Annotated in this window: 9 protein-coding genes; 4 read left to right on the top strand and 5 right to left on the bottom strand. The window is 61.8% G+C overall.

Annotated features, from left to right (window positions below; translation table 11 throughout):
• The first annotated feature begins 10 nt into the window (after positions 1 to 10).
• Positions 11 to 1,285 carry a mannose-1-phosphate guanylyltransferase gene (locus A4R35_RS21720; protein ID WP_112433167.1) on the top strand — a complete coding sequence of 425 codons (1,275 nt, stop codon included), beginning with the start codon at positions 11 to 13 and terminating at the stop codon, positions 1,283 to 1,285.
• 94 nt (positions 1,286 to 1,379) lie between these two features.
• Here the strand turns inward: A4R35_RS21720 and A4R35_RS21715 are convergent, their stop codons facing one another.
• Positions 1,380 to 1,763 (bottom strand): hypothetical protein, encoded by a 384-nt coding sequence (locus A4R35_RS21715; protein WP_146747301.1) that lies wholly within the window; start codon positions 1,761 to 1,763, stop codon positions 1,380 to 1,382.
• Between the two features lie 338 nt (positions 1,764 to 2,101).
• Between A4R35_RS21715 and ggt the strand changes: the two genes are divergently transcribed.
• Positions 2,102 to 3,769: a gamma-glutamyltransferase gene (gene ggt / locus A4R35_RS21710; RefSeq protein ID WP_112433163.1), complete on the top strand. Its 1,668-nt coding sequence runs from the start codon at positions 2,102 to 2,104 to the stop codon at positions 3,767 to 3,769.
• 469 nt (positions 3,770 to 4,238) lie between these two features.
• Complete coding sequence (pepF, locus tag A4R35_RS21705) at positions 4,239 to 6,038, top strand: oligoendopeptidase F (RefSeq protein ID WP_112433161.1); 1,800 nt, start codon at positions 4,239 to 4,241, stop codon at positions 6,036 to 6,038.
• A 121-nt stretch (positions 6,039 to 6,159) separates the two neighbouring features.
• Here the strand turns inward: pepF and A4R35_RS21700 are convergent, their stop codons facing one another.
• Entirely contained in the window at positions 6,160 to 7,224 is a 1,065-nt protein-coding gene (locus A4R35_RS21700) for an alpha/beta fold hydrolase (RefSeq protein ID WP_112433159.1), read from the bottom strand.
• A gap of 427 nt (positions 7,225 to 7,651) precedes the next feature.
• On the opposite strand from A4R35_RS21700, the gene A4R35_RS21695 reads away from it, so the two are divergent.
• Positions 7,652 to 8,431 (top strand): hypothetical protein, encoded by a 780-nt coding sequence (locus A4R35_RS21695; RefSeq protein ID WP_112433157.1) that lies wholly within the window; start codon positions 7,652 to 7,654, stop codon positions 8,429 to 8,431.
• Positions 8,432 to 8,567: 136 nt separating this feature from the next.
• On the opposite strand, the gene A4R35_RS21690 is transcribed toward A4R35_RS21695, so the two are convergent.
• From A4R35_RS21690 to A4R35_RS21680, 3 genes are all read right to left on the bottom strand, one after another.
• Positions 8,568 to 9,392, bottom strand: a complete 825-nt coding sequence (locus A4R35_RS21690; protein ID WP_223258441.1) for an endonuclease III domain-containing protein — start codon at positions 9,390 to 9,392, stop codon at positions 8,568 to 8,570.
• Between the two features lie 120 nt (positions 9,393 to 9,512).
• Complete coding sequence (gene trxB / locus A4R35_RS21685; RefSeq protein WP_112433155.1) at positions 9,513 to 10,490, bottom strand: thioredoxin-disulfide reductase; 978 nt, start codon at positions 10,488 to 10,490, stop codon at positions 9,513 to 9,515.
• A 167-nt stretch (positions 10,491 to 10,657) separates the two neighbouring features.
• The gene (locus tag A4R35_RS21680) at positions 10,658 to 12,628 is read right to left on the bottom strand and encodes a glycoside hydrolase family 15 protein (protein ID WP_112433153.1); all 1,971 of its coding nucleotides are present in this window, start codon (positions 12,626 to 12,628) and stop codon (positions 10,658 to 10,660) included.
• Positions 12,629 to 13,034: the final 406 nt, after the last annotated feature.

Genomic DNA, 13,034 nt, shown 5'->3' with positions numbered 1-13,034 from the left:
AGGTAGATAGATGGAAGACTTACACGCTGTTATCCTGGCGGGCGGCAGCGGGACACGACTCTGGCCGCTGAGTACCCCCGAGTTCCCCAAGCAGTTCCTGCCTCTCCCGGGAGGCCGCAGCATGATTCAAGAGACGCTGGCACGGGTGACTACCCTGGTGCCACCAGAACGGATCTGGGTGGTGACTGGACGAGCTTTCAGCGAGCTGGTGCGCCAGCACCTGCCAGAGGTGCTTCCCAGGCAGATCCTGGAGGAGCCTGTCGGGCGCAATACGGCTCCCGCTATTACCTGGGCAGCCTCCCTGCTGGCCCGTCGCTCCCCTCGGGCCGTGATGGCGGTCTTTCCCGCTGATCATGTGATCACGAAGCTGGAGCCATTCCAGCGGGCGATCCGCTTCGGCTATCAGCTTGCTCAACGCGGCTACCTGGTAACGTGGGGCATCCGACCCACCGAACCAGCCACCGGCTACGGGTATATCCGCTTCGCTTCCCCAGTGGCCGACGGCTACGGTCACCAGGCGTTCAGCGTGGAGCAGTTCGTCGAAAAGCCTGATCTGGCAACTGCCCAGCGCTATCTCCAGGATGGACATTATGTCTGGAATAGTGGCATGTTTATCTGGCAGGCTGCCACGATCCTGGCAGAGGTCCGCACCCATCTGCCGGCCCTGGCGGAGCAGATGACCCGCATCGTGGAGGCAACGGGCACCCCCACCGAGCGGATGCTGTTAGAGGAACTCTGGCCTTCGTTGATCTCTATTTCCATCGACTACGGCGTGCTGGAGAAAACCGATCGGCTGGTGGTCATCCCGGTCGATATTGGCTGGAGCGATGTGGGGAACTGGGAGCAGTACGGAGCGCTCTACGATGCCGATGGCAATGGTCTGCGCGGCGTCGGCCACCACTTCGCTCTCGGCAGCCAGAATGTCTTTGTCTACAATACAACGCAGCGGGAAATCTATACGGTCGGCCTGGAGGATGTGATCGTGGTGGCCCTGGAGGATAAGACTCTGATCTGCCATAAGAATCATGTGCAGCGTGTGCGCGAGCTGGCCGAGGCTCAGCTTCTTCAACGGTCGAGCACTACCGCTGCTCGCAACGGTCACCAGTCGGGACCAACGCCCGCCTCTGCGCCCTCGCCCATGCCATCCTCGGCAGGCCAGAGCGCTTCCGCGCTCAGCTTCAACCTGGCGGCTGGTGATCCCCCAGCAATGACCCCCGAGGGACCAGCGTCAGGAAGAGACCCGGAGCCGGGTGGCTCCGCCGAACAGAGCCAACCGACTATCTGATCCGGCAGCTTCCCCCGCGATCTTCTCATCTCGCTCAGCCGCTCCTATCTCAGGGCGGGGCTTCAGGTAGGCCTGCCTGAACTACCCCGCCCCCTCAGTCGCGTCGCTCGCCATACTCACGGTAGCGATAGCCACGATAATAGCGATGGCGATGACGCCAATGACGGTAGGTCGCGAGATGCCAGATGGTGAGCAGAACCGCCCCGCCGATGATGGCCTGGGTGAGGGCTATCGGCTCGCCGAAAATGGTCACGTCGCTGCCAACGTGAAAAGGCAGAAGAACGGCGAGGAGGATGCCAATAAAGGCACAGAGGACGGCCCCGAGAATGCCATAGGGGAGACGCCAGCCGATGATCGTTTCAGCTACAATTCCAAGAAGCACAGCGATGATGAAATAAATTAAGTGGGCCAGAGTTACGGTGAAGAGTGGCTGGGCGGCAAGGGCGGCAAGGGCGGCAAGCACTGCTGTGGATAACACGGTAGCCTCCTGGATTAAGATGGCGCTCTTCAGCAGGCTCATGATAACGAGATAGGGCCGCTCCGTCAAGTCGCCGTCCTTTCTTTTCCCTTCTTCCGCTCTCAGCGAGGGCCTGCCTCCTCCTCGCTCGCGCCTATGCTATAATGGGTAGCGGACAAGGCGCTGACCAGGGTTCCTGGATCAGTCGCCTGGGGCCTTGTCCGGCTCGCGCTCGTGCGTTCGTTCGTTCCTGAAGTGAGGGTAAGCTCGCCTCGCCAACCACGCTGGCTGATCGATCGGCCAGCCCAGAGATTCTGCCGGTTGACGAAGGCGCCCGGTGCGAAAGGCGATCTCCTGTCATGCTCTCCGACCAACCCATCTTCGGCTCACAGGCAATGGTCTCCTGCGCTCATTACCTGGCTACTCGGGCTGGTTTGCAGGTGCTGGAGCGCGGAGGGAATGCCGTTGATGCTGCAGTTGCAGCTAATGCAGCGATGACAGTCGTCTACCCGCCAACCTGCTCAGCGGGTGGAGATGTCTTTATGTTGATCTGGGAGGCGCGCAGCCGCCGGCTGCATGCGCTGAACGGCAGCGGGCGGGCGCCGCGTGCTCTGACGCCCGAGTATTTCGCCGCTCACTCGCTGCGCGAGATTCCAGCGATCGGCCCGCTCTCGATTACGGTTCCGGGGGCAGTCGATGGCTGGTTCGAGGCCCTGGAGCGCTTTGGCCGACTGCCGGTTGAGGAGGTCTTTGCCCCGGCAATCGCTTACGCCGAGGAAGGCTTCCCGGTCTCGCCCAAGCTGGCCGGCTGGCTGGAGCGCGCCGCTGAGACGGTGCTGCAGCGCTGGGAAGCGACAGCCCGCGTCTTTCTACCTGGGGGCCGTCCTCCAGGTTGCGGTGAGATCTTGCGCCAGCCCGACCTGGCCCGTACGTACCGTCTGCTCGCACGCGAGGGTCGCGAGGCTTTCTATCGTGGGCCTCTGGCGCGTACGCTCGTTGACTATGTGCAGCGTTGCGGCGGGGTGCTGAGCCTGGAGGATCTCCAGGCCCATCATTCGGACTGGGTAACGCCGCTGTCAACGACCTATCGCGGCTACGAGGTCTTCGAGTTTCCTCCCAATTCGCAGGGCCTGACGGTCCTGGAGATGCTCAATATTCTGGAGGGTTATGATCTGAAGGCGCTCGGCTATCAAAGCCCTGAGACGCTGCATCTGATGATCGAGGCCAAGAAACTGGCCTTTGCCGATCGCGATCGCTATATCTCTGATCCGACCTTTGTGGAGATTCCGGTGGAGCGCCTGCTCAGCAAGGCGTACGCGGAGCAGCTGCGGGCGCGCATCAATCCAGAGCGTGCCTCCTTCCATGTCGAGGCCGAGAGCGAACCCGAGCGCGACGGCGATACGATGTATCTGTGCGTGGTTGATCGTGAGGGCAATGCAGTCTCGCTGATCCAGAGCCTTTTCTATAGCTGGGGCAGCGGGATCGTAGCCGGCGAGAGCGGCGTGCTGCTGCACAATCGCGGCTCCTATTTCTCTCTCAACCCGCGCCATGTGAATTATCTGCAGCCAGGCAAGCGGACGATGCATACGCTGACGCCAGCGCTGGTGCTGCGTGACGGCGAGCCGTTCCTGGTGCTGGGCACGATGGGAGCGGATGCCCAGCCACAAATCCACGTGCAGCTGCTGACGGCGGTGATCGACTTTGGTCTGAATATTCAGCAGGCGATCAATGCGCCGCGCTGGCGCAGCGGCCTCCTGCTGCAGCAGGGCGGGCGCCGGCAGCTGCTGCAGGGGCAGCAGGGCGCTCATCCGCTGGGAGAGCGCGAGGCGAGCGAGGTGGTGGCCCTGGAGCAGCGCTTTCCCAATGCGGTGGCGCTGGGGCTGGAGATGCTGGGCCACCAGGTGGCAGTCTGGGGACCGTGGGAAGACGATATGGGCCATGCTCAGGCTATTCTGATCACACCCGATAACCATGTGCTCCAGGGCGCCGCAGATCCACGCTGCGATGGCTTAGCCCTCGGCTGGTAGCTTCTCTTTCCCTGGCTGGCGCTGTGCTGGCCGGCTCTGCTTCGCTCTGTCCCACCCGGTTCGCCAGCAGGGCGAGCGCAGCAGAGCCGTTGCCCGCCTCGCTGGCGAACCGTATGCTCCTGGGACTGGCGCGAGCAGGCCGACCGTCAGCTTCTTCGGCAGTCGGCACGCCTGGGTCTGGAGGACAGGAGCAGAGCGCACTGCCTGCTTTCTTTGCTATTCCGCCCTCGTGTCGGCCTCCTGGGTCCCGCCCCGGAGCGCCAGGGTGGGTGCCATCTCCTTTCTCTCTGCCAGATGCCTGGCTCAATCTTCCATGCACTATCAAGATCTGGCTCGCCTTTGCTACCCTGGCGCTTTGGCCCGGTCCAGTTCTGTTCTGCCCTCACGCTCGCCACTACGCGCGTGTGCCAATTTTCTGTTACAATGAGAACACTTTCTTGAGTTTATGGTTGCTTTTTGAGGAGGCGAGATGCTGCAAACCTGGAAGAAACGAAGCGATATTCCAAAAGAGTATACGTGGGATTTGGAGAGCATCTTTGCAACTGATGAGGCCTGGGAACGCGAGTATCAGGAGCTACAGGGACTGCTGCCGGGCCTGGAAGCTCTCAAGGGGACGCTGGCTCAGAGTGGCGAGGCTCTGCTGACCGTGCTGCGCCGACGCGATGAGTTCTTCGAACGGCTGGAGACGCTGCTGGTCTACGCCTCGATGCGCAAGGATGAGGATACCAGCAACAGCCACTACCAGGGAATGTACGATCGCGCCCTTCAGCTCTACGTGCGCGCGTCCACAGCGATCTCCTTTATTGAGCCGGAGATTCTGGCGGTACCCCAGGAGAAGCTGGAGCGATATCTGCGGGAAACTCCCGGTCTATCGCTCTATGAGCACCAACTGCACGACCTCAATCGCCAGCGCCCGCATATTCGTTCCGCCGAGGTAGAGGCAGTGCTGGCCGCCGCCGGCGAGATGGCCGAGACGCCCGACGCCATCTTCACGATGATCGATAATGCCGATCTGCACCTGCCGACGATCCGCAATGAGCAGGGCGAGGAGGTGGAACTGACCAAGGGGAACTACCTGGTCTTTATCCGCAGCACGGATCGGCGCGTGCGTAAGGAGGCGTTTGAGGCGCTGCACGGGACCTTCCTTAAGCAGCGCAATACGATCGCCGCCACCCTGGCCGGCCATATCAAGACGGATATGTTCTATACGCGGCAGCGCGGCTATCGCTCGGGCCGCGAGCGGGCCCTGGCTCGCTACAACATTCCTGAGAGCGTCTACGATATGCTTATCGAGACAGTCAATGAGGAGCTGCCGCTGCTGCATCGCTATCTGCGCTTGCGCAAGCGCATGCTCCAGCTCGATGAGCTGCATATGTACGATCTCTATGTGCCGATCGTCAAGGAGACGCTGCAGGAGATCTCCTACGAGCAGGCCCGCGATACGATTACTACCGCCCTCGCTCCTCTAGGAGAAGAGTACGTCAGCGTGCTCAAGCAAGCCTTTAGTGAGCGCTGGATCGACGTCTTCGAGACGCCCGGCAAGCGCGGCGGAGCCTACAGCGGCGGGGCCTATCGGACACGCCCCTTCATCCTGCTCAACTTCCAGGGCAACCGCGATAGCCTGTATACCCTGGCGCACGAGCTAGGGCACTCACTGCACTCGTACTACACGCGCCGCCACCAGCCTTTCGTCTACGGGGACTACACGATCTTCGTGGCTGAGGTGGCTTCGACGTTGAATGAGACACTGCTCACCGAGTACTTGCTTAAGACGACGGAGAGCCGTGAGGAGCGATTGGCGATTCTTAATCATTCGCTGGAGGACTTCCGTGGGACGCTCTACCGCCAGACGATGTTTGCCGAGTTCGAGCATCAGATTCACCAGCTGGCCGAACAGGGCGAGCCACTGACCGCGGATACGCTGAGCCGGCTCTACCACCGCCTCAATGAGAAGTACTACGGGGCCGAGGTAGTCATCGATGACTTGATCGATATCGAGTGGGCCCGTATTCCTCACTTTTATTACAACTTCTACGTGTATCAGTATGCAACCGGCATCTCGGCAGCCTGCGCGCTGGCTCAGCAGATTCTGGAACAGGGGGCACCGGCGGTTGAGCGCTACCTGCAGTTCTTGCGCTCCGGTTCCTCAGACTATAGCATCGAGCTGCTGCGACGGGCCGGGGTCGATATGACAACGCCGCAGCCGGTGCGCCAGGCGCTGCGCCTGTTCGAGACGCACCTCACGCAGATGGAGGAGCTGATCGGCTAGGAGGGAGGACCAGGGATCTGGCTGGCTCGCGTCGCTGCGCTGTGCCTGGGCAGCGCCAGGCCGCCCAGCACGGAGCCGCCAGACGGCGCACCGCTCCCTCCCTCATTCCCTCCGGCCCTGGTTAGACGTGGGCAGCGATGAAGTCGCGCATGGCCTCCAGGACCTGCTGCGGCTGCTCGATGTGCGGGGAGTGACCACAGTTGGCTAGCTGGAGTTCGTGATAGACCCCTCCTTGCTGGCGATAGCGCTCCAGGAGCCAGCGGATCTGGGTCTTCATGGGCTGGGGTGGATACTGCTCGACCCCCGGCCAACCGGGGACGATTCCAAGCTGCCCAAGATAGCCTAAGTCGAAGAAGGAGGTGTCCGAGACGATCTGGTCGTCGGCGCCATGAATCCAGAGAATGGGCGGCTTGGGACTGAGATCAACGAGAGCCGCTTGATTGAGATAGGCAGGAGAGAGGGCATTGTTGACTCCCTGGCGGCCCGGGGCGACATAGGGCCAGTTCGGCGAAGGAACAGAGTCGCCCGGATAGTTGCCAGGCCCGGTGCGCGTGGAGAGAATGCCGCTGACGTAGATCTCTTCACGCTCGGGGGCCACGCGGAACGGCGGCTTGAAGTAGAAGTTGTTCATGACGGCCCGCGGAGAGCCTTGCTCAGCGCTGCGATCACCGGCGGCAAGACGCTGCACGAACTCAGTGTTGGCAGTTCCTCCTCCGCTGCCAGCGAAGTCTGGCCAGACCGGGCGTCCGTTAGCGTCGCGCGTTCCTCCAAAGCCAAAGGGCGAGCCGGTGGCCTCTAGAATGAGGCCGCGCAGCCGGCCAGGGTAGTCAATGGCATACTGCATGGCTACATTGCCACCGAGCGACCAGCCAAGCAGATAGAAGCTATCCAGCCCCAGGGCTTCCGCAAAACTGGCCAGGTCGTCAGAGAGATCGCTCACGCCGCGCGTGGCGTCGATCGGCAAGACCTGGCTGTCACCATAGCCCCGCATGTCGGGCGCGTAGACATGATAGCCCAGGGCCGCCAGGGCCAGCATGAGGTCCTGGAAGAAGAGCGATGAGGAGCAGTTACCATGCACAAGAATGAGCGCCGGCCCTTCGTTCCCCGCTTCCAGATAGGCGATCTCCAGACGCGCTGTGTTGCAGCGCCTCTGACTGATGCCAGGTAAGAGGACTGAGGTGGGCATGTCTTGGTGGCCTCCTTCATGACCAAATATGAAAGGTGAATCACCTATCAGTAAGCTTACCTTAGCCAGCTCCCAAAATCAAGGAAGCCGGCTGGGGGCGAGGCCCTTTCGCCCGGCCCGGGTGTGGCTGCGTATGCCCACTCGTCCGCTTCTTCTTCTGTGCCGGAAGCTGGAGCCTGCTTATCTGCTCGCCCGCCAGTCCGGTAGGCTATCCATCCCTGGCCAGATATGCTATACTTAAGGGCGAGCGACGGGCTTCGCGCTTGCGCTGATGTGCTATGGTATTTGGTAAGGGGAGTTTCTTCTTTCTTTCTTTCTTTCTATCCAGGCTATTCAAGAAGCAAGCTTCGCTCACTGACGGCAACGCGGGGCACCGCGCTTCTCGCTGGTCGGTGAGTACGATCTGAAGCTAAGGAACAGGAGCTGTATGGACAGGTCTCCTCAGACTGCCGGCTCGATTGCCGACGAAATTCACGCGACCTTGCTCGACGTTGAGGGCGAGGAAGGGGAAGAGCACATCCATACGCCCGGGCCGAGCTACTGGCCGCTATTGCTGTCTGTGGCGGTGGCTGCGGTCTTCTTCATGCTGCTCTTATTGAACAGCGCCCCCCTGCTCTCGCTCGGGCTGGCGCTGGTGGCAGGCGTTTTTGCGATTGCCTTTATGATCGGCTGGGGACTGGAAGACCCCTTCAAGTCCCTACCGCCCATCTATGTGCCCGCGCCCGCTGAGGCGCGTGATCGCTCGCCTTTCAAGCTGGGTTTGGACGTGGTCGATGCCCGTGGCAGCTGGCTCGGAACCATTCAGGCCCGCTTCCCGACCTATCTGCTGGTTGAGCGTGGGCACCTCTTCCCCAAGGTCTACTATGTGCCGCGTCAGGCGGTGAAATCCCTGAGCGACGATGGTGTGGTGCAGCTCAATTTGAGCGAGGCGGATCTGCAGCGCATGGGTTACAACCGGGTGCCCGAGGATCTCTATCTCGAGCCACCCGAGCCGGATGTGCCGCGGGTGCGCGGTATCCCGCAGTTCGGCAAGCTGCCACTCTCGCCGGCTCAGACTGGTCACTATCTCTACGGCGCTCGCTGGCCTGGTATCAATACAGATGCCAAGAACTCGTACCATCTGGACGAGATCCAACCCGATCCCAGCGAGTATGTGAGCGAGGGCTACCCCGTCTTGAACCATGCTCCCGCGCGGAGCGGCAGCTAGCTGGCTACTCGCGACTCTCATGTGACATGTGAGCAACCCTAAACCCCAGGCCGGGCGACCGCTCTGGTCGCCCGGCTTTGCGTGGGGAAATGACGCTCGCCTCTCTCCACTTACGAGCAGACCATTCTTCTACCGCTTACCCTTTGCCTTCTTCGCCCTCGCATGTCGTTCCCTGCCTCTGCTGCGCTGCGGCATAATAGGCACAGAGATCACGGAGAAAACAGCGCGCACAGCGCGGTCGCTGAAAGTAGCAGCAGCGCTGGCCGTGCCAGACGAGACCTTTGTGGAAGTTGTAGATGGCGCGGGCGTCGGTCGGGAGCAGCGCCTGTAGCACGGGCTGGGCCTGCTCGGGAGTGAGCCGAGGCGAGATGAGGCCCAGGCGGATGGCGATACGATGGACATGGGTGTCGACGGGAAGGACAGGCAGACGGCAGCTAAAGAGGAGGACACAGGCGGCAGTCTTGGGGCCGACGCCTTCGAAGCGACTGAGCCAGGCCAGACCTTCGGCAACCGGCAGGGTGCAGAGGAAATCAAGATTGAGGGCGCCGCGCTCAGCCGTGATCTGACGCAGGATGGTTTGCAGGCGCGGCGCCTTGATTTCTGGCCAGTTGACGACTGCAATGGCCTCTTCTACGGCTGCTGTCGGGGCATCGCGTACAGCCTCCCAGCTCCCAAAGCGTTGGCGCAGACGCGCATAGGCGGCGGCGGTTTGCTCGTCGCGCGTGCGATGCGAGAGCAGCACATCAATGAGCTGGCTGAGTGGGTCCTTACTGGACCACTCCGGCTCACCATAGTGCTCGACCAGCCGCCGGGTGATCTCCAGAACCCGCAGGCGCTGAGCAGTCTGGTCCGCAGTCTTCTCTACCGCACTTCTCTCCCCGGCCTCCGTGCCGCGGACGGTCTCGAAGAGCGCCTGGCTGTAGAGCGCGGACTGCTGGCTGCGACGCCGCTTCTGCTTCACAGGAATCTCTCCTTTCTCGCTCGCTTACCCCACAGATCTGAAGCCGGCGGAGTCACTGACGCAGCGCCAGGCCCGGGAGAGCAGCCGTCAGCTCTTTAGACGGGCATACCGCCTGCCTGATCACTGATCTGAATGCTCGCCGGAGGTCAGGGCTTCCTGCCGGAGCGCCTCCTCGTGAGCCTGGCTCTCCAGCCAGCGCTCCAGATCGATAGCCGCTCTGCAGCCGTCGCCGGCAGCGGTGACCGCCTGGCGATAGCGGTGATCGGTCACATCGCCGGCGGCAAAGACGCCTGGTATATTGGTCATGGTATGCTCGACGGGAATAATGTAGCCCGCTTCGTCCATCTGTAGCAGGCCGCGGAAGAGGCTCGTGTTCGGCTGGTGGCCGATGGCGAGAAACAGCCCCTCGACGGCCAGCGTCTGCTCTTCGCCCGTCTTGACATTGCGCAGCCGCAGGCCGGTCACTGCATCCTCGCCGAGGACTTCGATAACTTCGCTATTCCAGATAAAGCTAATCTTGGGATTTTTAAAGGCGCGCTCCTGCATGATCTTGCTGGCGCGCAGGGTGTCGCGACGGTGGATGATGGTCACATGGCTGGCGTAGCGCGTGAGGAAGAGGGCCTCCTCCATCGCGGTGTCGCCTCCGCCGACTACGGCCACCTCTTTGCCCCTAAAGAAGAAGCCATCGCAGGTGGCACAGGCGCTGACACCGCGTCCCTGCAGGCGCTGCTCGCTGGGCAGTCCCAGCCACCTGGCGCTGGCACCGGTGGCGATGATGATGGCCCGGGCCAGGTAGCTGCCCGAGTCGCTGGTGATCACAAAGGGGCGGCGACTGAAGTCGACCGCGGTCACGTCTTCAGGCAGCATCTCAGCTCCGAAGCGCCTGGCCTGCTGCTCCATCTTCTCCATCAGGGTCGGCCCCAGAATACCTTCTTCAAAGCCGGGGTAGTTCTCGACCTCGCTGGTGAGCATTAATTGCCCACCGACCTGATAGCCTTGAAAGACCAGGACCGAGAGATTGGCGCGAGCCGCGTAAATGGCCGCTGTGTAACCCGCCGGCCCCGAGCCGATGATAATTGCGTCGTAGACCTTCGCCATAGACGATATGTACTCCGCTTCTGACAAACTTACCCCCCTGACCGTAGGAAGGAACGCGACAAGTTCACTTGTGAAAACACGAGAGGGAGGGTCTTTTATGCCCCTCTTCTCTCCAGCCCCGGCTCACCCGGCCAGACAAGCCCCAGAGCAACTCGCATCGCCTGGCTTCAGGCCAGACTCCAGGGACGCTCGGGCGGCAGCGACAGCCGCTCAGTGTTGAGCCTCCCCTGGGCCCGATTGAGGGCGGCGTCGATGTTGGTGCAGGCCGTGATGAGTGAGAGATGGGTGAAAGCCTGGGGGAAGTTCCCCAGGGCTTCGCCACACAGCCCGACTTCTTCGGCATAGAGGCCAACATGGTTGCTGTAGGTGAGCATCTTCTCCAAGAGCAGGCGCGCCTCGTCGAGTCGCCCGCAGCGCGCCAGGACTTCGGCCAGCCAGAAGCTGCAGGGACTGAAGGTGCCTTCCTGACTGCCCAGGCCATCGTCGGCAGCCCGCCCGGGATCATAGCGGTGCACCAGAGAGTCACTGGCCAGCTCGCGCTGAATGCGCTCGATGGTCTTGAGCATGCGCGGCTCGTTCGGCCCTGTGAACTTGACGATGGCCATGAGCAGGGCGCTGGCATCGACCGCCTCGCTGCCGTAATACTGGACAAAGCTCTGTTTGCGCTCGCTCCATCCTTTGTGCATAATCTGCTCATAAATGCGGGCACTGGTCTCCATCCACTCGACCATCGGCGCTGGCCAGCCACGGTGACGCGCCAGGCGCAAGGCTCGATCAAAGGCGACCCAGCTCATGACGCGCGAATGAACAAAGTGCTGGGGGCCACCACGTACCTCCCAGATGCCTTCATCAGGGTCGTCCCAGTGATGTTGCAGCCACTCCAGCAGGCGGCGGAGATTCTCCCAGAGATCGTACGAGATCGTGCTATAGCGATTGAAAATGTAGATGGCATCCATCAGCTCTCCATAGACATCGAGCTGCTGCTGCTTGTAGGCGGCGTTGCCGATGCGAACGGGGCGGCTCTGGCGATAGCCCTCCAGGTGATCCAGGGTGTACTCAATCAGCTCCTGCTCGCCGTTGACGCCATACATGGGCTGGAGCGAGCCGTTCTCTTTCAGCTCGTGGCAGCGTGCGTCAAGCCACTGCATGAAAGCCTCGGCTTCCTGGGTGAAGCCCAGGGTCAGCAGGCTATAGAGGGTGAAGGCGGCGTCGCGCAGCCAGGTATAGCGATAGTCCCAGTTGCGGGCCCCCCCGATCGTCTCGGGGAGGCTGGTGGTTGGAGCGGCTACAATCGCCCCTGTGGGGGCATAGGTGAGCAGCTTGAGGACGAGGGCCGAGCGCTGGACCATCTCGCGCCAGCGTCCCTGGTACTGGCACTGAGAGAGCCAGCGCCGCCAGAAGCTGAGTGTGCGCTGAAAGGCTTCGTGATAACGGCGGGAGGAAACATGCTGAGGGCCAAGGTCGCCGCGCCTGGCGCTCTCTAGCAGGAAGTAGGCCGATTGGCCCGCATGCAGGGTAAACTCAGCGCGTACGCCGCCCTCTCCATCTTCGCTCAGCGGTACCGTGCTGGCCAGCCCCAGGGACAGCCCATCGCTGTGGAAAACTGCTCCCTCGGGCGACAGGTGGACGACATGCCCGTCGCGCGCATAGTTGAAGGCGGGACGACAGACCAGACTGAATTTGAGGGAGCCACGCACCACCGTCACAGCCCGATAAAGATGATGCTGATGTTCAGCACTGCCGGGCAGCTTCACCGGCATGAAGTCGGTGACCTCCCCTACACCATCGATCGTGAGGAAGCGCGTCAGCAGAATATTGGTCTCGGGAATATAGAGCTGCTTCTGTCCCATCGGGACGTGATCGTCTGGAGGCGGGGCAATGCGAAAGAAACCGCCTTTACGCGCATCAAGTAGGGCGCCAAAGACGCTGGGCGAATCAAAGCGAGGGATACAGCACCAGTCGATCGAGCCGTTTTTACCGACCAGGGCCACCGTATGGAGATCGCCGATGACCGCATAGTCTTCGATTGGCAGATAGGTTGCCGGGCGCTCACCCGCGGTTCTTACCTGCTCAAGGCGGCCTTCTGGCCGCGCGGGCGGCGTTGTCCCTCCTCCATCGTGCGGCTTTGCCTGTTCCATGCTAGAGTCCTTTCGCGCCATCATTGCTTTCTAGCAACAGGGTATGGTATACAGAGAAAGCTATGACGTGCGCGGCGCCCAGCTGCCAGGCAGCGAGCCAGCACTCCTGTGGCCTGGCTGGCTGGTCAGAGCCTGCCTCGCCCTCGGTGCGTCGCGCTCCCCTGTTGCTATCTGCTGGTATGCATTGTACCACAGGTGGAGTTGTAGATCTGCCCAGGCTCTGCCCTGGCCAGTAAGCACATTTCTGAGGCAGGCTGGCGCCGAGCCGAAAGGCTGGGAGGCGGGGCGCGAGGTGAAACCATGCTTTGATTGCGGCGCTCGCGCCCGTTCCCATTTTGGGAGAGGAGGGGCTTTCTTCGTTCGGGAGAGCAGCACAGCACAGCACAGCACAGCACAGCAGCATACG

Source organism: Thermogemmatispora tikiterensis (assembly GCF_003268475.1).
GTDB classification, from domain to species: Bacteria; Chloroflexota; Ktedonobacteria; order Ktedonobacterales; family Ktedonobacteraceae; genus Thermogemmatispora; species Thermogemmatispora tikiterensis.
This window is presented reverse-complemented; position numbering and strand designations above follow the sequence as displayed.